At 73.8% G+C, this 17839-nt stretch carries 15 protein-coding genes; 7 read left to right on the forward strand and 8 right to left on the reverse strand.

The window, feature by feature from the left end:
* Window positions 1-9 precede the first annotated feature (9 nt).
* The 6 genes from AC5L36_RS28750 to AC5L36_RS28775 all read right to left on the reverse strand — a co-directional run bounded on the left by AC5L36_RS28750 (window position 10) and on the right by AC5L36_RS28775 (window position 6767).
* The gene (locus AC5L36_RS28750; protein ID WP_441221820.1) at window positions 10-1611 is read right to left on the reverse strand and encodes a phage tail sheath family protein; all 1602 of its coding nucleotides are present in this window, start codon (window positions 1609-1611) and stop codon (window positions 10-12) included.
* Window positions 1612-1623: 12 nt separating this feature from the next.
* Window positions 1624-1956, reverse strand: a complete 333-nt coding sequence (locus tag AC5L36_RS28755; protein WP_441221822.1) for a response regulator — start codon at window positions 1954-1956, stop codon at window positions 1624-1626.
* A 67-nt stretch (window positions 1957-2023) separates the two neighbouring features.
* Window positions 2024-3628 (reverse strand): eCIS core domain-containing protein, encoded by a 1605-nt coding sequence (locus tag AC5L36_RS28760; protein WP_441221824.1) that lies wholly within the window; start codon window positions 3626-3628, stop codon window positions 2024-2026.
* Window positions 3612-4208: a Pvc16 family protein gene (locus tag AC5L36_RS28765; protein ID WP_441221826.1), complete on the reverse strand. Its 597-nt coding sequence runs from the start codon at window positions 4206-4208 to the stop codon at window positions 3612-3614. The genes AC5L36_RS28760 and AC5L36_RS28765 overlap by 17 nt, the downstream gene beginning before the upstream one ends.
* Complete coding sequence (locus tag AC5L36_RS28770) at window positions 4189-6135, reverse strand: ATP-binding protein (protein ID WP_441221828.1); 1947 nt, start codon at window positions 6133-6135, stop codon at window positions 4189-4191. The genes AC5L36_RS28765 and AC5L36_RS28770 overlap by 20 nt, the downstream gene beginning before the upstream one ends.
* A gap of 11 nt (window positions 6136-6146) precedes the next feature.
* Complete coding sequence (locus AC5L36_RS28775; protein WP_441221830.1) at window positions 6147-6767, reverse strand: response regulator transcription factor; 621 nt, start codon at window positions 6765-6767, stop codon at window positions 6147-6149.
* Window positions 6768-6993: 226 nt separating this feature from the next.
* Between AC5L36_RS28775 and AC5L36_RS28780 the strand changes: the two genes are divergently transcribed.
* The 3 genes from AC5L36_RS28780 to AC5L36_RS28790 are packed head-to-tail and all read left to right on the forward strand — an operon-like array spanning window position 6994 to window position 12100.
* Window positions 6994-8448, forward strand: coding sequence for an NlpC/P60 family protein (locus AC5L36_RS28780; RefSeq protein ID WP_441221832.1), 1455 nt, complete (start codon window positions 6994-6996; stop codon window positions 8446-8448).
* Complete coding sequence (locus AC5L36_RS28785; protein WP_441221834.1) at window positions 8448-9497, forward strand: COG1470 family protein; 1050 nt, start codon at window positions 8448-8450, stop codon at window positions 9495-9497. The genes AC5L36_RS28780 and AC5L36_RS28785 overlap by 1 nt, the downstream gene beginning before the upstream one ends.
* A complete protein-coding gene (locus AC5L36_RS28790) occupies window positions 9494-12100 on the forward strand; it encodes an outer membrane protein assembly factor BamB family protein (RefSeq protein WP_441221836.1) in 2607 nt (868 codons plus the stop codon). Before AC5L36_RS28785 ends, AC5L36_RS28790 begins: the two co-directional genes overlap by 4 nt.
* A gap of 9 nt (window positions 12101-12109) precedes the next feature.
* Here AC5L36_RS28790 and AC5L36_RS28795 read toward each other — a convergent pair whose 3' ends face one another.
* Together AC5L36_RS28795 and AC5L36_RS28800 are read right to left on the reverse strand one after the other, a co-directional pair.
* Window positions 12110-13588: a dynamin family protein gene (locus AC5L36_RS28795; RefSeq protein WP_441221838.1), complete on the reverse strand. Its 1479-nt coding sequence runs from the start codon at window positions 13586-13588 to the stop codon at window positions 12110-12112.
* Window positions 13585-15360 carry a dynamin family protein gene (locus AC5L36_RS28800; protein ID WP_441221840.1) on the reverse strand — a complete coding sequence of 592 codons (1776 nt, stop codon included), beginning with the start codon at window positions 15358-15360 and terminating at the stop codon, window positions 13585-13587. Before AC5L36_RS28800 ends, AC5L36_RS28795 begins: the two co-directional genes overlap by 4 nt.
* Before the next feature lie 159 nt (window positions 15361-15519).
* Here AC5L36_RS28800 and AC5L36_RS28805 point away from each other — a divergent pair, with 159 nt between their 5' ends.
* From AC5L36_RS28805 to AC5L36_RS28820, 4 genes are read left to right on the forward strand one after another with little or no spacing between them, the layout of a single operon-like run.
* On the forward strand, window positions 15520-16215 hold the full coding sequence (locus tag AC5L36_RS28805) for a hypothetical protein (RefSeq protein ID WP_441221842.1): 696 nt from the start codon (window positions 15520-15522) through the stop codon (window positions 16213-16215).
* Between the two features lie 10 nt (window positions 16216-16225).
* Window positions 16226-16798 (forward strand): DUF6529 family protein, encoded by a 573-nt coding sequence (locus AC5L36_RS28810; protein ID WP_441221844.1) that lies wholly within the window; start codon window positions 16226-16228, stop codon window positions 16796-16798.
* 13 nt (window positions 16799-16811) lie between these two features.
* Window positions 16812-17297, forward strand: a complete 486-nt coding sequence (locus tag AC5L36_RS28815) for a Rieske (2Fe-2S) protein (RefSeq protein WP_441221846.1) — start codon at window positions 16812-16814, stop codon at window positions 17295-17297.
* 44 nt (window positions 17298-17341) lie between these two features.
* The gene (locus tag AC5L36_RS28820) at window positions 17342-17749 is read left to right on the forward strand and encodes a fibronectin type III domain-containing protein (RefSeq protein WP_441221848.1); all 408 of its coding nucleotides are present in this window, start codon (window positions 17342-17344) and stop codon (window positions 17747-17749) included.
* The last annotated feature ends 90 nt before the right edge of the window (window positions 17750-17839 follow it).

A 17839-nucleotide genomic window follows, 5' to 3' on the forward strand; every position in this document is an offset into this window, starting at 1 on the left:
CTGCTCCTCTCACTCGGTGGCCGCGCCACCGCCCTGCCACTGGCTGATCCGGAAGATGACGAACTCGGCGGGCTTGACCGGGGCGATGCCGACCTCGACGATCAGCTTGCCCTCGTCCACAGAGGACGGCGGGTTGTTGCTCTCGTCGCAGAGGACGTAGAAGGCCTGGTCCGCGGTGGCGCCGGTGAGCGCGCCCTGCATCCACAGCCCGCGCAGAAAAGCGTTGATGGTCCGCTTGACGCGCTGCCACAGGTCGAAGTCGTTGGGCTCGAAGACCGCCCACTGGGTACCTCGCCGGATGGACTCCTCGACGAAGTTGAACAGGCGCCGGACGTTGACGTAGCGCCAACTGGGGTCGGTCTTCGCGAGCGTACGGGCACCCCAGATCTTCGTGCCGTACGTGCCGAACGAGCGGATGCAGTTGATGCCGTCCGGGTTGAGCAGGTCCTGCTCGCCGCTCGTCACGTCGTTCTCCAGGCGAACTATGCCGCGCAGCGCCTCGTTGGCCGGTGCCTTCCACACGCCGCGGGCCGCGTCGGTGCGAGCCCACACGCCGGCCACGTGCCCGACCGGCGGCACGGTGAGGTACAGCTCGCCGTTGGTGGCGCCGGGTCGGGCGAGCGGGTTGGTCACGACGAGGTTGGGGTAGTAGAGCGCGGCGAAGGCCGAATCCCGGCCGAGGCGGCTACGCCACTCCAGCGCCCGCGTCGCGTTGAGGCCGGGCGGCGTGTCGAGGATGGCCATCCGCCGGCTGGCCTCGCACCAGTCGACGATCTGCTTCTGGATGGCGAGGTACTTTTCCTCGTCCTCGGCGATCGTGCAGAGGTCGGGGATCGCCACCATCGTGACGTTCTCCGCGATCGCCAGCCCCTGGTAGCCGGTCCGCTCGGTGACCGAGCCCTCCAGGTCGGCGGGGGTGACGGCCACCGGCTCCAGCGCCGGCGTCTCCAATGTGTACCGTCCCGGCGCCGGCACCCGCTCGGCCAGCGAGACCCCCTGCGCCGGCGAGATCTCCACCCGCAGCACCTTGGACCGCTCGTTGACCGTCCGCTCGAGCACCCGCGGGCTCTTGCCGGCGAACGAGAGACCGCCGATCTCCTCCCGCAGCGATCCGTCCTGGTAGACCCGCAGCGTGTACTCCTGCTTGCCGTCCGGCTCCTGCCCCTCGGCCGGCGACGGTGGCGGGACGACCTCCACCTCGACCCGCGTCCCGGGGTTGAGCGCCGACACCGTGAGGCTCTCCACCTCCGGCCGGTCGGCCGCCGGCAGGCGCAGCGTCGCGCGCCCGTCGCCGCCGTTCCCGTTGCCGCCGGGTATCCGCACGATGTAGCAGGCGCTGCCGCCGTTTTCGAAGAAGCCGCGCACCGAGTGCGGGAGCATCGCGCCGCGCACGAAGCCGCCATAGACCCGCTCGTACTGCGGCCAGCTCGTCACGAGCTGCGGCTTGACACCGGTCGGGTCGGTCGGGTCACCCTCGTTGGCGTCGTACCGCTCGGTGAAGCCCACGAACGCGGCGACCGCCGTACCCACCCCCTCGATCGGCATCGAGCCACTTGGCTGCTCCTCGATGTAGACGCCCGGCGCTCCGTACGACGCGGCCACGGCCACCATCTCCTCGCTGTGTCAGGCCTGTACCGCGCTGGTCAGCAGCGCGGGGTCGAGATCGGTCAGGTAGAACTCGCCGTAGTGCAACGGCGGGTAGACGCGCATCATCGGCTGCTCGGACGAGCACGCCAGGACCTTCACCTTCGGAAACTGATGCACGATGCGGGCGACCAGCTCGGCGGTGTCACTCTGGTCGAGATCGAGCACGACGACGTCGGGCAGCACCTCGACGAGCCGGCCCAACACATCGGCGGCGGTGGTCTCCACCAGCTCGATGCCGTCGACGCGGAGGATGTCCTCCAGGCCGACCCGGTGCAGGGCACCGAAGTCCCCCATCAACACCCGCGTCACGCGTACGAGCGTCGCTCCCGCACCGCCATCCCGGAAGGCTCAGCGGTGCAACCAAAGGTGCACCGCCTCACCTGCCCGTCGTGGTGAGGTTGGGGAGGGTGGCGTTGCCGGCGGCCTCGAGGCCCTCGTGGCTGAGCGGCACCACGAAGATCAGCCCTGGCGGCGCGCTGGCGTCCATTGGGGGCTGCTCGGCCTCGCAGACCAGGGCCTCCCCCGGCGCCGGCGGCATGACCAGCGACGCCAGCGCGGACGTCTGGTCGGACACGATGATGTCCGCGGTGCCCTCGCCGCCCACGTAAGGGTCGACGAAGATGAACGGCCCGTCGGTGCGCGAGGTCTCGGGCAGTGGCTCGCGGTTGCCGACCAGGTCGTAGACGGGCGAGAGCAGCCCTCGGTCGTACGCGCCCTCGCTGGCGGGCGACACCATGCTGCCGCCGGCGCCCGCGGCGACCCAGATCATCGCGTCCACGCCGTACGGCCAGAACTGGCCGGTGATGTTGGCCAGCGCGTTGCCCGACGGGGTGAAGGCGCCGGTCGCCAGCTCGATCGAGCCAGCGGGGGCCCGGTAGACGCCGGCCAGCCGCTGGTACAGCGAGACCGGCCCGACCGGGACGGGCTGGGTGAAGAGGCCGGACGCTTCCTTCGGTATGCCGACGTACGCGCGGGTGTTGCTGGGCGACACGAGCGTGCGCAGGACCCGCACCGCCGTGCCCTGGCTGGTCGCCGACTCGGGCAGCGCGTAGATCCCCTGGGAGCCGCGCAGCACACCGCTCGACGTGATCCCGGTTTCACCGGAGGCGGTGGTGAAATGCGCCAGCGCCCGCTCCGAGCCCGGACCCGAAGCCGCCGCTGGGCCGCCGATGAGACGCACGACGCCACCGGCGACCACGCCGATGATCGCGCCCGTGGTGGCGTCCACGACGTACGCCTCCACGCCCGAGAACTCGCCCTCACCGACGTCTTGCACGGCCCGGAACGATGTGGTGGACGCGGCCCCGCCGATGGCGTACGCGGTGACCACGCCGTAGCCGGCCCTCCCGAGTGCCCCGGCCACGCCGCCCGGCACGGCGAACAGCGCGAGGGCCTCGCCGACGATCTGCGCGTCGGACGGGCTGCTGACCAGCTTGTCGCCGGGTCCCGGGGCGTTGGCGACCTTCGGCCGCAGCAGGATGTAGCCGCCGACCGCGATCGGGATCAGCCACCACAGGCCGAGCGGGACGTCCGGGTTGGCGGGCTGTGCCGTACCGCCGGTGTGTGCCTCGCGTTCCAGGACCGTCGTGGACGCCGGCGTGCCGGTGCGCCGCGCCTGTCCGGCGTGGGCCAGCTCGTGCCGGAGCGCGTCGGCACGGCTCGGCGCGCCGGGCCGGCCGAGGTCGCGGCCGAGGTAGACGTCGCCGCGCCAGGAGAACGCGTGCGCGCCGAGGCGGGCCGCGGCGTCGTAGGACTTGGGCTCGTCGAAGATCCGCGGCGTCTCGGCCGCGACACCGTGCCCGATGCCGAGGCCGGCAAGGACGTGCCGGTGGCCGGACCGCCCGCCCGACGGACCGGACAGGAACGCGGCGAGCGAGCGGTTGGACACGCCGGCCGGCAGGGCCGGGGCGGGCGCCCGGTGCGCGTCGGGCCGTTTCTTGGCGAGCAGCTCCTCCGGGAGGAGCTCAATGCGCTGGCGCATCGCCGTTTCTCCTCGCGATGGAGTCGACCACGGAAGGCAGTACCTTCTCGACCGGCGGGCCGGCCGCCGACAGTGCCGTGGCGTCCAGGGTGGCCGTGACGACGAGGTCCAGGCCGGGCTTGAGCTGGCCGCCCAGCGCCGACCAGAAGTCGGAATTCTCGCTGCCGTCGCCGCTGCGCAGCGTCACCGAGGGCAGCGGGCGTACGTCGGCGAACGGGCCGCGCAGGTGTTCGGGTGCGATCACCTTGTGCAGCAGCAGTGCCGCCAGCACGTCGCCGAGCAGGGAGTGCTCGTCGCGGACCTCGCGGGTCCAGGCGGTCACCAGGTAGCGACAGTCCACTCTGGGCAGTTGGTCGCGCCGGGCGCGGCGGCCGTTGTCGAGGGCGACCACCTCCTCGCCGTACTCCCGTTCGGAGAGGTTGGGGCGCACGTCCCAGAGATACAGATCGACGGTGGGCCGGGAGACGCCGGCGGCCCAGTCGCCGTCGGGCGCGTCGAAGACGACGTCGACCTCGCGCTGGGCCAACGGGACCGTGGCGCGCAGGAAGGCTTCCAGCGACTCATCGAGCAGGTGCAGCATCGGCGTCTCGATTCACCAGGTCGAAGTAGCGCTCGAACTCGACCTCCGTGCGCAACCGGCCGAGCTTCTGGAACTCGCGCTTGAGCGAGAGCGCGACGTGCCGCATCGTGATCGGGCTGCCGTCTTCCGCGGCGAGGAACGCGGCGCTCAGCGCGGCGTTGTGTATGACGCCGCCGGAGACCTTGAACTGCCGGGCCAGGAAGTCGAGGTCGAGGTCGGCGACCGGCGCCGTCGGCGGAAACGCGCGGGCCCAGATCGCCCGGCGCTGCTCTTCCTCGGGCAGCACGAAGTCGACGGCGGTCGAGATGCGGCGCAGGAACGCGTGGTCGATGTTGCGCTGGAGGTTGGTGGCGAGGACCACGAGCCCGTCGTAGGTCTCCAGCCGTTGAAGCAGGTAGGCCACCTCGATGTTCGCGTACCGGTCGTGCGCGTCGCTGACCTCCGACCGCTTGCCGAAGAGCGCGTCGGCCTCGTCGAAGAACAGCACCAGGTCGCCGGCCGCGGCGGCGCCGAAGATGCGCTCCAGGTTCTTTTCGGTCTCGCCGATGTACTTGCTGACCACCGCCGAGAGATCCACTTTGTACAGATCGAGGCCCAGCTCGCCGGCGACGACCTCGGCGGCGAGCGTCTTGCCGGTGCCGGACGGTCCGGCGAAGAGCGCGACCGTGCCGGTCGACGGCAGCGGCGGAAAACGCCAGCGCCCGTACACGACCTCGCGGCCCCGGTGGCGTGCCGCGAGCTCGCGCAGCTGCCGGGCGTCGTCGGGCGGCACGATCAGGTCGTCCCAGGTGCGCCGCGGGCGTACCCGGACCGCGACGCCGTCGAGGTGCCCGCCGGCCAGGCGGCGCACGGCCGGCCCGAGACCGCCGTCGCCGGCGGCGACTGCCGCTGCCACGAGCCGCAGCTGGTCGCGATCCAGGCGGTACGCGGGGTCGGGTGCCCGGCCCAGCGCGCGCTGCCAGTCGCCGTCGTCGGCCTCCCCGCTCGCGACCCGCACCTCCTGCCACGGCAGCGGCGGCACGGACTCCAGCGGCAGCTCCGGCCGCGAGCAGAGCGCCCACGCCAGATGGTCGGCCCGCGCCACCGCGTCACGCCCGGTCGCGTCGAGCGGCGCGGCCAGGTCGAGCACCACCACGAGATCTCCGAGCGTGGCCTCACGCACCGTCGCGGCCCACTCCGCGCCATTTCCGGGTACCGCGCAGAGCAGGCGACCGCGCCCCGGCCACCGCTCGTCGACCGCGCGCAGCCGGCTCTCCCGATCGGCGCCGGTGACCAGCAGCAGCCCGCCGGCCGGTGTTCCACTGTGGTCGGTGAGGCGCCGCGACGCGCCGGGCGGCAGCTCGGGGTCGGCGGAGCGGTCGCCGTTGAGCTGCCAGGCGACACGGGCGGGCAGCGCACATGTGCGGGTGGCCCACGGACCGGTCGCCGAGACCTCGACGAGCTCGGCGCGGCGCAGCCGCGAGTCGGGCGCCACCTGGGTGGCGCCGGAGCCGGGGAAGATCCGGGCGAGCGTCGCGAGCGTGACCTGGGGCAGCTGCACGGAGTCCTGCACGTAGGCGACGAGTCGCTGCCGGGCCGGCGCCAGCTCCACGGCGGCGAGCAGGGCCAGCGCCTCGGCCTCGGCGCGGCCGAGCCGGGCCGACCGGACCAGCGCGGCGAACGCTGACGGACCGGCCAGCGAGTCGGCGAAGTCCTTCCGGCCCCGCTCCACCTCGGTGCGCACCCGCGCGCGAACGGCGGCCACGCGTTCCGGCTCGGGGCCGTCGAGGCCGGGCAGCGTGGCGAGGACGCGGTCGAGGTCTTCCTGCCCGACGAACAGGCCGGCGAAGTCGCGCGGCGGCCGCCCCTCGGCCAGCCGGCAGATCAGCGCCTCGCACTGGAGCAGGACGTCCGCGAGGACGGTCCACGGCTCGGCGGCGGTCGGCATCCGGGCGGCCGCTAGATCACGCCTTCCCGCGTCGCGAGGGCGACAGCCTGCGCGCGGGTCCGGCAGTTCAGCTTGGTCAGCAGGTCGTGTACGACGTTTTTGACGGTGCGCTCGGAGAAGCAGAGATCTTCGGCGATGCCGCGGGTGTCCATGCCGTCGGCGAGCAGGCGCAGCACCGACCGCTCGCGGCTGCTGAGCTCAGCGGGGCCGAGCTGCGAGTGCTGGCGCACGTGGACGAGCAGCCGGGCCAGCAGGTCGCCGGGGAGGATCACGGTGCCGGCCACGACCGCGCGCAGGGTGGTGACGAGCGTCTCCGGAGTGAGCGTCTCGTGCGGCAGCACCGCGCCGACCCCGGCGTCGACGATCTCGCGCACATGCTGCTCGCTGGCGGCGCGAAGCGTGGCGACGAGGCGGGTGCGGCGGCCCACGACGAGGCGCACGGCTCGGCGCAGCGCGCTGCCCTCCGACTCGAAGATCAGCACATCGAGCCCGGCCATGGCGGGCGTAGGCGTCAGCCCCACGCTCTCCCCGCGCACGACGAAGCCAGCCTGCTGGAGGCAGGCGGCCATGCCGCGCCGCACGATCGCGTGGCTGTTGTCGATCCAGACCGAGGGTGGTCCTTGGGTGTCCACCGGCACCACCCCCCGGTGTGTCTAGTGGTCGTCCCCCCACGCCATGATGCGACCACGAATTCACGCGCGACAACGATTTTTGGCAGCCGATTCTGTCGTTTTCCTGTCGTACCAGATATTGATCTCATGCATGCAATAAATGATCTGCACGAAGATCTGCCCGAAAGGGCAACCGGACGATCATTTCTATTTCGGGTTCTGGCGGGCGCGCTTTATCGTCGATCCCATGCCCAGGTACTCGGCGGAACAGATCTACGGTTTCGCGCGCCGTGCGGGCTTCTCGGCGGACGAGGCGGCGACGATGACCGCCATCGCGCTCGCGGAGTCGAACGGCAACAGCCAGGCGCACAACCCGGTCGGTGAAGACTCCCGCGGGCTGTGGCAGATCAACGCGCGCGCCCACCCCGACCTGGCGCGCCGTTTCAACCTGTACGACCCGCTGCAAAACGCGCAGGCGGCGTTCGCGGTGGCCCAAGGCGGGTCCGACGTCTCACCGTGGACCGTGACGCACGGCGGGATGGGTGCCCGCTACCTGCGCCATCGGGAGGCGGCCCAGCAGGCCGCGATCGCGTTCGGCGACGGTCCCGGGCGCGGCGTGTGGACCGGCACGCCCGGATACGGCCACCCGCTCTCCGGCGGGGCGGACGGTCCCGGGGCCGGCGGAGCGCCGCAAGCTCCGGTGGCGGCCGGCGGCCCGTCCGGCAACAGCGCGCTGGAGCGGTTTCTCGAGGTCGCCCGCGCGCAGGCCGGCGACCAGTACGTCTTCGGCGCCGAGACCCGCCTCGACGACGCCGACCCGGACACGTTCGACTGCTCCGAGCTGACCCAGTGGGCGGCCCACCAGGCCGGCGTGGAGATCCCCGATGGGGCGACCGCGCAATACCTCCATCTCAAAGAGCGCGGCATGCTGATCCCGGTCGAGCAGGCCAAGACCACGCCGGGCGCGCTGCTCTTCTCGTTCGACCGCGAGCCGCGGCCCGGTGACGGCCGCACGCCGGGCGCGCACGTCGCGATCAGCCTCGGCGACGGGCGCACGATCGAGGCGCAGGGCCGGCGCGCGGGCGTCGGCGAGTTCGACGCGAAGCAGCGGTTCGAGTTCGCCGCGGTGATCCCGGGCATCTCCGACGGCACCGCCACCCCACTGGCCGCGGCGGCGACGGCCGCGCCGGTGGCGACCGCCCCGCCCTCGGAGTTCGGCGGCGCCGACACCGACGAAGACGGGCTCACCGACGCCTACGAGCGCTGGCGTGGCCTCGACACCCGCGCCGCGGACACCGACGGCGACGGCCTGAGCGACGGCTACGAGCTGGTGACCAGCCGCACCGACCCCAACCGGGCCGACACCGACGGCGACCTGCTCGACGACGCGTTCGAGCTGACCCGTGGCCTCGACCCGACCTCGCCCGACACCGACGAAGACGGCCACCTCGACGGCAGCCTCGCCCAGGACCAGGTGGACACCGACCGCGACGGGCTCGACGACGCGCTCGAAGTGGCGCTGGGCCTCGACCCGCGGCTGGCCGACAGCGACTCCGACGGCTTCGGCGACGCCCTGGAGCGGCAGGCCGGCTCCAACCCGCTCGACGCGGCGTCCACCCCGTTGAGCGCGCTGGCCGCGGACCCGCCGCTTGGCGGGGTAGGAGCACAGCCCGATCCCGCCGGACCGGCCCCGGTGAGCTGATGGACGTGCGGATCGAGATCCCGCGGCACCCGGTCGAGCTACGGCCGGGCGCGGAGACCGGGGTGCCGGTCGAGCTGGCCAACCGGTCCACAACAGACGTCCGGGTGCGGCTCTCCGTCGCCGGCAGCCGGGCGGGTGCCTGGTCCACCGACGGCGAGCAGGTCGTGACGGTGCCCGCCGGCGGCACGCGGAGCGTCGCGCTCGCCCTCCGTCCACCCGCCGACACGGCGCCCGCGGCCACGTTGCTCCCGTTCACCGTCCAGGCCGTCGACGCCGACGGCGGCCTGGCGCTCGGCCGCGCGACGGGCCTCGTCCTGCTCTCGCCGCCCGAGGTGCTCCAGGTGAAGCTGTGGCGCACCTCCAACGGGCGCCCCGCGCACTTCACGCTCAGCGTGACCAACCCCGGCACCGACCGCCGTACCATCCGCGTCGAGCCGCGCCTGCATCCGGCCGGCGGACGTGTCGAGGTGGAGCCGGCCAGGCTGGACCTGCCGCCCGGCGGCTCGGCCAGCGCGCACGTCGAGGCCCGCCCGCCCGCACTCGTCGTCGGCGGATCCATCCCGTACGTGGTGACGCTGTCCTGCCACGACGACACCGCCGGCCCGGAGGCGCCCGCGCTGGCCACGGTGGACGAGACCGGGCAGTCGCCGCCGCGGGTGGGTCGCGCCGCCGCGGCCGGCCTGACCGCACTGCTCGTGCTGCTCGCCGCCGGCGCCGTGCTGTTCGGCGGCTGGGCGCGGCTCACCGGCGGCGAGTCCACTCCGGACACCCCGGCGGCGGAGATTCGGGTGCGCGCGCCGTACGCGTTCGTCGAGGCGTTCCAGCGTGGTGGCCAGGGCACCGCGAACGCGGAGGCCGCCCTCGCCCGGCTGACCGCGGCGGGCATGCCGGTGCGCCTCGTCGACAGCACCCGCTCGCCCGACCTGGCCGACGGGGCGGACGGCCTGATGGTGCTGCTCCAGGACGGATTCGCCTCGGACGCGGCGGCGCAGGCGTACTGCGACCAGCACCGCGCCCTGGCGCCGAAGTGCCGGGTGGTGCCCGCATGACCGGTTACGGGCTGGGTGTCGACCTCGGCACGACACACACGGCGGCCGCGGTCCGGGTCGACGGCCGGGTCGAGGCGGTCCAGCTGGGCAGCCGCCGGCCGGAGATCCCCTCGCTGGTCTTCGTGCTGCCCGACGGCGGAGTGCTCGTCGGAGAGCCCGCCGAGCGGCGTGGCGCGACGGAGCCGGAGCGGCTGGCCCGCGAGTTCAAGCGCCGCATCGGCGATCCGGTGCCGCTGCTGGTCGGCGGCGCGCCGTACCCCGCCCACGCGCTGACCGCCCGGCTGCTGCGGCAGGTGTTCGACATCGTGGCCGGGCAGTACGACGGGCCGCCGACCGCCATCACCGTCACCCACCCGGCCAACTGGGGGCCGTTCAAGCGGGAGCTGCTGGAGCAGGCGGTCCACCTGGCCGACGTGGGCGAGGTCACCTACCGCACCGAGCCCGAGGCAGCGGCGATCAACTTCGCCGCCGGCGAGCGGGTCCGGCCGGGCGAGACCGTCGCGGTGTACGACCTGGGCGGCGGCACGTTCGACGCGGCCGTGCTGCGCAAGACCGAGACCGGGTTCGCGCTGCTCGGCCGGCCCGAGGGGATCGAGCAGCTCGGCGGCATCGACTTCGACGAGGCGGTCTTCGGCCACGTCGTCGCCACGCTCGGCAGCGCGGTCGAAGACCTCGACCCGGAAGACGACGAGGCGACGGCCGCGCTGGCGCGGCTGCGGCGGGAATGCACCGAGGCGAAGGAGGCGCTGACCTTCGACACCGAGGTGATGATCCAGGTCGCGCTGCCCGGCCTGCACACGCGCGTGCGGCTCAACCGCTCCGAGTTCGAGGCGATGATCGGCCCGGCCCTGTCCGAAACGGTGGCCGCCACCGGCCGCGCGCTGCGGTCTGCCGGGGTGGCCGCGGGCGACCTGCGCTCGATCGTGCTCGCCGGCGGATCGTCGCGCATCCCGCTGGTCAGCCAGCTCCTCGGCGCGGAGTTCGGCCGGCCGGTCACGCTCGACCCGCACCCGGAGCACAGCATCGCCCTAGGCGCCGCCGCGACGACCGGCCCGGTTACGCCGCCCCGCCCGGAGACCGCGGCACCGGCCGCACCCTCGCCGCCACCGCCACCGCCATCGTCACCGTCGCCTTCGCCCGAGCCAGCGGCCGCTCGCCTGCCCGAGCGGATCGTCGCCACGGCGGCCGTCCGGCCCGTCGTGGCGGCTCGGGCAGATGCCGGCGAACGCCTGCCGAGGCCGCCGTCGGCGCTCGCCGCCCGGATGCGCCGGATGGCCACTCGCCTCGGTGGAAAGGGCCGATGGGTGGTCGCCGGGGCCGCCGCGCTCGTCCTTGTCGCGACGCCGGCGGCCGTGCTCGCCTGGCCCGACTCCGCCGATCCGGGTGGGGGCGGCGCGCCGCCGGCAAACCCGACACCGACCGCCGGCCCGGCGCCGACCCTGCTGTGGGCATACCCGACCGGAAAGCCGATCACCGGCCGCGCCGCGGTCGCCGGCAACGCGGTCTACGTCGGCGGCCAGGACGGCGCCGTGCACGCGATCGACCGGACCACCGGCCAGCGCCTGTGGCGATACCCGACCGGCAGCCCGGTGACCTCGTCGCCGCAGGTGCGCGGCGGCGTGGTCTACGCGGCCGGCCAGGACGGGACGCTCCATGCCATCGGCGCCGGCGACGGACGGCGGCGGTGGTCCAAGGCGGACGCCGGACAAAATCCCACGCTCGCCGGCGAGACGCTCTACGTCAGCGGCGACGAAACGGTGCGCGCGTTCAGCCTCAGCGGCGGCCGGCGGTGGACCTACGGGGCCGACGACCCGATCGCCACCGCACCGACGGCCTCCGGCGACACCGTGTACGCGACCACCGAAGACGGCAAGGTCCACGCGATCGACGCGGCGCGGGGCGACCAGCGCTGGGTGGGTCGGGCCGGCCGCGACGCCCTCTCCGCACCCGCGGTGGCCGGCGGGCTGGTGCACGTCGGCAGTGCCGGCCGCCGCCTGTACGCGCTGGACGCCGCGACCGGACGCGAGCGGTGGAGCTACACGACCACGGCCGGCGTCGCCGCCGCGCCGCTGGTCACCGGCGACACCGTCTACTTCGGCGCGTCCGACGGCGTCGTGTGCGCGCTCTACGTCGACGACCGCAGCGTGCGGTGGCGGTTCACCGTGGACGGTGGCCGTCCGGTGCCGGTGCTGGCGGACGGGGTCCTCTACGTCACCAGCCAGGCCGACCGGATCCACTCGCTAGACGCAGCGACCGGTGACGAGCGATGGGTGTCGCCGCTCGACGGCCTCGACGGCGCCGCGGCGCGGGTCGATGCCGGCGTCATGTACGTCGGCGCCGCCGACGGCCGCCTGTACGCGCTGCGGCTGCCGCCCGGCCTGGCGCCGGACATCACCACGCCCTCGGCGACCCCGTCGCCGACGCCGTCTCCCTCACCCACCAGGGTCACCCCGCGAAAGACGAAGAAGCCACAGCCGCCGCGCCGGTCGACCGACACGCCAAGCCCGATCGAGGACACGCCTCCTCCCACCGAACCGTCGGTGCCCCCTTCGCCGTCTCCGGAGCTCGACGCCGCCTCCCCGCCGCCCGACGGCGGCGGCTGACGGCTGGCGTCACCCGCGCAGGGCGGCGAGGATGCCCTCGCAGCTCCGGCTGGCCGCTCGGGCCGCCGTGCGCAGCTCCCGCGCCGACAGCGGGTGCTCGGCGACCGCCTGCCAGCGCGCCAGCGCCCGCTCGGCGGTAGCGGCCAGCAGCTCGGGCGGCGCGTCGCCGGGCAGCCCCAACCGGGCCGGCGCGGCCGTCCCGCCGCCGCCGAGCAGCAGGTCGAGCTCGGCGAGCTGCCCGGCTCGCCCCGGCATGCGGCCCGAGCGCAGCAGGTGCAGCAGCCGCACCTCGACGAACTCGTGCGCGCTGGCCCGGATCTGCTCGGCCGCCGCGCCGAGATCGGCCGCGGCGGGCTCGGCCGCCACCCCCGGCGAACGCAGCACCGCGTCGAGCGTGGCCAGCGCCGACCGCGCCTTCAGCACCTGCGCGCGGCCGACGAACTGGGTCGCCAGCGTCTCCCGCAGCCGGTCGAGGCCGCTGTGCGCGGTCAGCTCGCGGGCCAGGTCGCCCGCGCTGCGCACGGTGCCGTCGCGGATCAGGCGCACGCCGAGGCGTACCCCGAAAAGACCCAACCTGGCGAGGACCCGGCGCCGCTCCGCCTGGCCGGCCCCGGCGGCGGTCGCGGTCGCCGTGAACCGGTCGGCGGTGAGCATCAGGTCGACGGCGTCGGCCGCCGGTGCCGCCGCGATGCGGGCCAGCGTGCCGAACTCCTCCTCGCGCAGCGTCGCACCCGCCGCGGCGAGCAGCCCGGCGACCGGCAACACGATCGGGCACAGCCGGCGCAACCGCTCGTCGGCCTGGTAGCGGGCGGCCACCCGGCCCGCGGCCGCCATCGCGTCGAGCCGGCAGGCGCCGATCTCGTCGGCGCGGGACAGCACACCGACCGCGTTGACCGGGGTGCCGGACACGAGGTCGTCGCCGTGGAACGCTTCCAGGAAGCGCAGGTCACCGCCGTGCATGTGGCGCAGCAGGTAGATCACCGCGTCGGTGCCGGCGGCCCGTTCGCCGTCGGCCTCCAGAAACGACATCGTGCGCAGCGACACGTCGGCGGAGAGCGAGGCCAGCCCGGGCGTGTCGATGAGCGTGTGCTCGCGCAGCCGGCGGCTGGGCACCTCGACGGTCAGGTGGTCGACCTCCTCGGCGGGCCGGCCCAGCGAGATCCGCACGGCACCGGCCACCCGGTCGAACGGCCGCGCCTCGTAGCGCCCGTCGGTGAGGTGTGCCGTCACCTTGTACCCGGGCCCGTCCCGGTACCAGGTCACGATCCGGGTGCACTCGCCGGCGTCGGTCGGCGCCAGGTCCTCCCCCACCATCGCGTTGAGGAGCGTGGACTTGCCCGCCTTGAGCTTGCCCGCGATGGCGACCCGCAGCGGCTCGTCGAGGCGCCGTACGGCCGCGGCGAGCGTGGCCCGCGCCTCGGCGCCGGAGAGCTGCCGCCCGGCGCGGTCGAGCAGCGTCCGGACCTGGTCGGTCAGCGGCGTGTTCACGGCACCGCCCGGATGCCGCGGTCCGCGGTGACGCGCTCCGCGACCCGGTCGAGGTCGCGCCACCCCCGGTCGAGCTCCTCCGCGCGGCGGGTGCGGTCGTCGGCGCGCATCCCGGCGGTACGGCGCACCGCGGCCAGCGCCTGCTCGGACGAACGCCGGGCACCGCCGGCCCGGGCGGTGAACTCGTCGCGCAGAAACCGCTGGGTGCGGCGCACCGCGTCGCGGCTGTCCCGCCCGACCACGAAGCCGACGTCGTCGACGTACCGCCGCAGCTCCTGCTTGGCCTGCTGGCGGCGCTGCTCCACCTGGCGCTGCCGCTCGTCGCGGATGAGCTTGCGGCCCACCGTCAGCCCGCCCAGCACACCCACGGGAGCGGCCAGCGTCAGGCCGAGCAGGCTGCCGAACGCGCCGAGCATGAACAGGCCGCCGTACGTGACCCGGGCGGCGGTGAAGACGCCGAGGAACTGCTGCACCGACGACCGGTCGAACCGGACCTCGAGCCCGCTCACGGTGGCGACCGCGGCGGCCGGGGCCGGCAAGTCGAGGTCGAGGCTGTCGTACTCCAGGTCGAAGCGCCCGGCGACCTCGCGGGCCAGCTCTTCGGCGCGGGTGACGAGCACGAGGAGGTTGTCGACAGCCACGGCGGTCGCCTCGCGGGTGGCCCACGCCTTGAAGTCGTACCAGGTATCGCGGGGATCTCCGAGGTCGAGCTCCGCGTCGCCGCGGTGGACCATGGCGCGCAACCGCTCGCGGAGGTCGTGGTCGACGTCGGTGCTGAGGTCCTGGATGCCGTCGGCGAGCACCGTCTGCCAGGACGCCGACCCGGCGGCGAGGCTCTGGCGGCGCCGGGTCTGCTCGGCGAGCCGGTCGGCCAGCGCGGCACCGGCCGCCGGGTCCACCACGGCGGCACGCTCGGCACCGACCTGCTCCTTGAGCTGCGCGACGGCGAACGCGAGGTCGCGGCGGACCCCGGCCACCGCGGCCGTGTCGGCGCCGCCGAGCACGTGCCGGCGCAGGGCGTCGATCAACCGGGGAAACCCGGACTCCGCGTTGAGCGCCGCGCTGTCTCGGGCGCCGGCCCGCATCCGCAGGAACGAGGAGACCGGCACGACCGGCAGCGACAGGCCGGCCCGCTCCAGGTGAGCCCGGTCGAGCTCGGCGATGCGCCGCCACTCCGCGTGCAGGTCGGTCTTGGTCAGCACGCACACCACACGCGGGCAGCGCTCCACCGCCCGTTCCAGAAACTCCACCTCGGGCGCGGTCAGCTCCTGGGCGGCGTCGGTGACGAACAGGGCCGCGTGCGCCAGGCTCAGCGCGCCGAGCGTGAGGTTGCCGTGGGCCGAGTCGAGGCCGCCCACGCCCGGAGTGTCCACGAGCGACAAGCCGCCCCGCAGCAGGCGGCGGTCGAGCCGCACCTCGACGGCGCGCAGCCGGCCGCCGTCCGCCTCGCCCCCGGCCACGTACTCCCGCAGCCGCTCGAACGGCACGTCGATGGGCGGCGCCTGCTCGTCGACGGGGTGCACCCGCACGGAAGGCCTCGGCGCGTAGCGCACGATCGTCGGCACCGCGGTCACCACGTCGACGTCGACCGGGCAGACCTCGGTGCGCAGCAACGCGTTCACCAGCGTGCTCTTTCCCTGCTTGAACTCGCCGACCACCGCGACCGGAACGTCTTCGGCGAGCAGCCGCGCCCGCGCCCGGTCGAGGCGCTCGACAAGATCGGCCCGGTCGGCGTCGCCCGCCATCCGCGCCACCCGGTCGACGTCTGCCAACCACCGGGCAGTCCTGTCCTCTTTCATCATGAGGAATTCCCGACCATTTGAACGCCGTAAATGCATGATCAGTGACGGCTAAATGATAATCGCGGGCGGCCGACCTCGACAGCGCGCTAGATTTCGCGGCACCATTTCGTTGACCTAGGGGGTGCGGCGATGGTTGATCGAAAACCGCGCGGACCACTGATCACTTTGTTCGTCGGACTGGTGACCGCCCTCGTGTTGGGTGTCCTCAGCGCCAATGCGACGGAGGAGGATGTGGCCCGGCGTAATGCCGCGTCCGAGCAAGGTGCCGCGCCGGCCGCGACCACCCCGGCCGCACCCGCGCCGACGACCCCGCCGGCCACCACCGCACCACCGGCAGTACCCGCCGGACTCCGCGCCGCGTACGCCGGCGAGGTGAACGGCGGCGGCGCCAGCATCGCCATCGCGGTACGCGACGGTGGCGCCATCGCGTACCTGTGCGACGGCCGCCGGATCGAGGCCTGGATGCTCGGCTCGGCCGCGGACGGCAAGCTGGAGCTCTCCGGCGACGGCGGGGCCAGCCTGACCGGGACGTACGACAAGGACTCGGCGGCCGGCACGGTCACCGCCAAGGGTCGCAAGTGGACACTCGACATCCCGGTCGCCAAGAAACCCTCCGGCCTGTACCGGTCGACCGCCGACCTGCGCGGCGCTCGCGTGGTCACCGGCTGGATCGTGCTGGCCAACGGCGACCAGGTCGGCATCGCCAACAGCGGCGGCCGCACCGCGCCGGCGCCCCCGCTCGACCTGTCCGACCGCACCGCGACGGTCAACGGCGAAGAGGTGACCGCCGACTCGATCGACGGCACCACCGGCACCGGGTTCTAAGGGGTCCACGATGACGTCGCCAACCCAGACCGGCACCGCGCCGTCCTCCGCCGACAAGGTGGTGCTGGTGGCGATCCCGATCGTCATCGGCGCGGCCGTGTCGGTGGCGCTCGGCGTCTACGGCCGCATGCACGAGCCCACCGGCATCGCGGTCAGCGTGGCCGGCTTCTCCAGCCCGCAGACCGTGAAGGTGTGGCTCGCGTCGGGCGTGGCGCTCTTCGCGCTGGTGCAGCTGTTCACCGCACTGGTCATGTGGGGCAAGATTTCGTTCGTGCCGTCCGGCCGCTGGACCGGCCCGACACACCGCTGGTCGGGCCGGATCGCGTTCCTGCTGTCCATCCCGGTCGCCGTGCACTGCCTGTACGCACTGGGCTTCCAGTCCTACGACCGGCGGGTGCTGGTCCACTCGTTGCTCGGCTGCTTCGTCTTCGGGGCGTTCACGGTGAAGATGCTGCTGCTGACCCGGCGCGGCCTGCCGGGCTGGCTGCTCCCCGTCGCCGGCGGCCTCGTGTTCACCGCGTTCATCGGTCTGTGGCTGACCTCGTCGCTGTGGTTCTTCACCGAGGTCGGCGTAAAGCTCTAGAGAGGGTGAGGCTATGCCGGAGCACCTCGCGTCGCGCCGGGTCCTGCTGACCGCACCGTGCGCGGCCGCGGTCGCGGCCGGCCTGGGCGCGTGCAGCACGTATGGCGGCTCGTCCGCACCTGAGCCCGCTCCGCCGGCGAATCCACCCGCGACGGGGCAGCCGCCACCGAGCAGCCCGTCAGGCGGCGGGGAGGCGCCACCGCCGGCCGGCCCGCCGCCGCTGGCCACGTTGGCCAGCATCCCGGTGGGCGGCGGCCGGATCTTCGGAGACCAGAAGGTCGTGGTGACCCAGCCGGAGGCCGGCACCGTGAAGGCGTTCTCCACGACCTGCACCCACGCCGGCTGCGAGGTCACCGCCGTCGCCGACGGCACCATCAACTGCCCGTGCCACGGCAGCAAGTTCGCCATCGCGGACGGCTCGGTCACGGACGGCCCCGCGCCCCGCCCCCTCCCCGCCGTAGGCGTCCAAGTGGACGGCGATGCCATCAGGCTCACGTAGGCGATACACTTCGATGGTCGTCAATTCTTTGCGTAGGAGGCACCATGATTCGCGGCCGGCTGGTATTGGTTCTCGCGGCGACCGTCGCTCTGGCCGGGGGCCTGGCCGCTCCCGCTGAGGCCGCCCCGGCCGGGCCCGCGGCGGTCGCGTCCGACGCCGAACTGATACCGCTGCCGCCGCCCGGCCAGCCGGTCGTGTCGGAGCTGACGCCGACGAGCGCACGACTCACCTGGACCCGGTCGGCCGGCCCCGTGTTCCGCCACTCGATGAGCCAGTTCGTCGACGGCGCCTGGCGGGGCTACGCGTCGATGCCGTTCACCACCTTCGTCGTCGGTGCCCTCACCCCGGGCGGCACCTACACGTTCGCGGTGCAGTCCCACGCCCTCTGGGGTTCGGGGTACACCAGCAGCCCACTGTCGCCGCCGGTCACCTTCACCACGCCACTGAGCTGACGGGAAATGACTGTCCAATACGACGCAAAGTGAGCACTTGTGTCGTGGCAGCGCCGGAGGATTGACGCTTCCGATCTTTTTCGGATGCGA

Source organism: Phytohabitans sp. LZ39 (assembly GCF_059359075.1).

Excerpts from the sequence above, each read along its gene's own strand:
- AC5L36_RS28750 (WP_441221820.1), bottom strand. The coding sequence starts at position 1,611 with ATGGTGGCCGTGGCCGCGTCGTACGGAGCGCCGGGCGTCTACATCGAG.
- AC5L36_RS28760 (WP_441221824.1), bottom strand. The coding sequence starts at position 3,628 with ATGCGCCAGCGCATTGAGCTCCTCCCGGAGGAGCTGCTCGCCAAGAAA.
- AC5L36_RS28765 (WP_441221826.1), bottom strand. The coding sequence starts at position 4,208 with ATGCTGCACCTGCTCGATGAGTCGCTGGAAGCCTTCCTGCGCGCCACG.
- AC5L36_RS28770 (WP_441221828.1), bottom strand. The coding sequence starts at position 6,135 with ATGCCGACCGCCGCCGAGCCGTGGACCGTCCTCGCGGACGTCCTGCTC.
- AC5L36_RS28780 (WP_441221832.1), top strand. The coding sequence starts at position 6,994 with ATGCCCAGGTACTCGGCGGAACAGATCTACGGTTTCGCGCGCCGTGCG.
- AC5L36_RS28785 (WP_441221834.1), top strand. The coding sequence starts at position 8,448 with ATGGACGTGCGGATCGAGATCCCGCGGCACCCGGTCGAGCTACGGCCG.
- AC5L36_RS28790 (WP_441221836.1), top strand. The coding sequence starts at position 9,494 with ATGACCGGTTACGGGCTGGGTGTCGACCTCGGCACGACACACACGGCG.
- AC5L36_RS28805 (WP_441221842.1), top strand. The coding sequence starts at position 15,520 with ATGGTTGATCGAAAACCGCGCGGACCACTGATCACTTTGTTCGTCGGA.
- AC5L36_RS28810 (WP_441221844.1), top strand. The coding sequence starts at position 16,226 with ATGACGTCGCCAACCCAGACCGGCACCGCGCCGTCCTCCGCCGACAAG.
- AC5L36_RS28815 (WP_441221846.1), top strand. The coding sequence starts at position 16,812 with ATGCCGGAGCACCTCGCGTCGCGCCGGGTCCTGCTGACCGCACCGTGC.
- AC5L36_RS28820 (WP_441221848.1), top strand. The coding sequence starts at position 17,342 with ATGATTCGCGGCCGGCTGGTATTGGTTCTCGCGGCGACCGTCGCTCTG.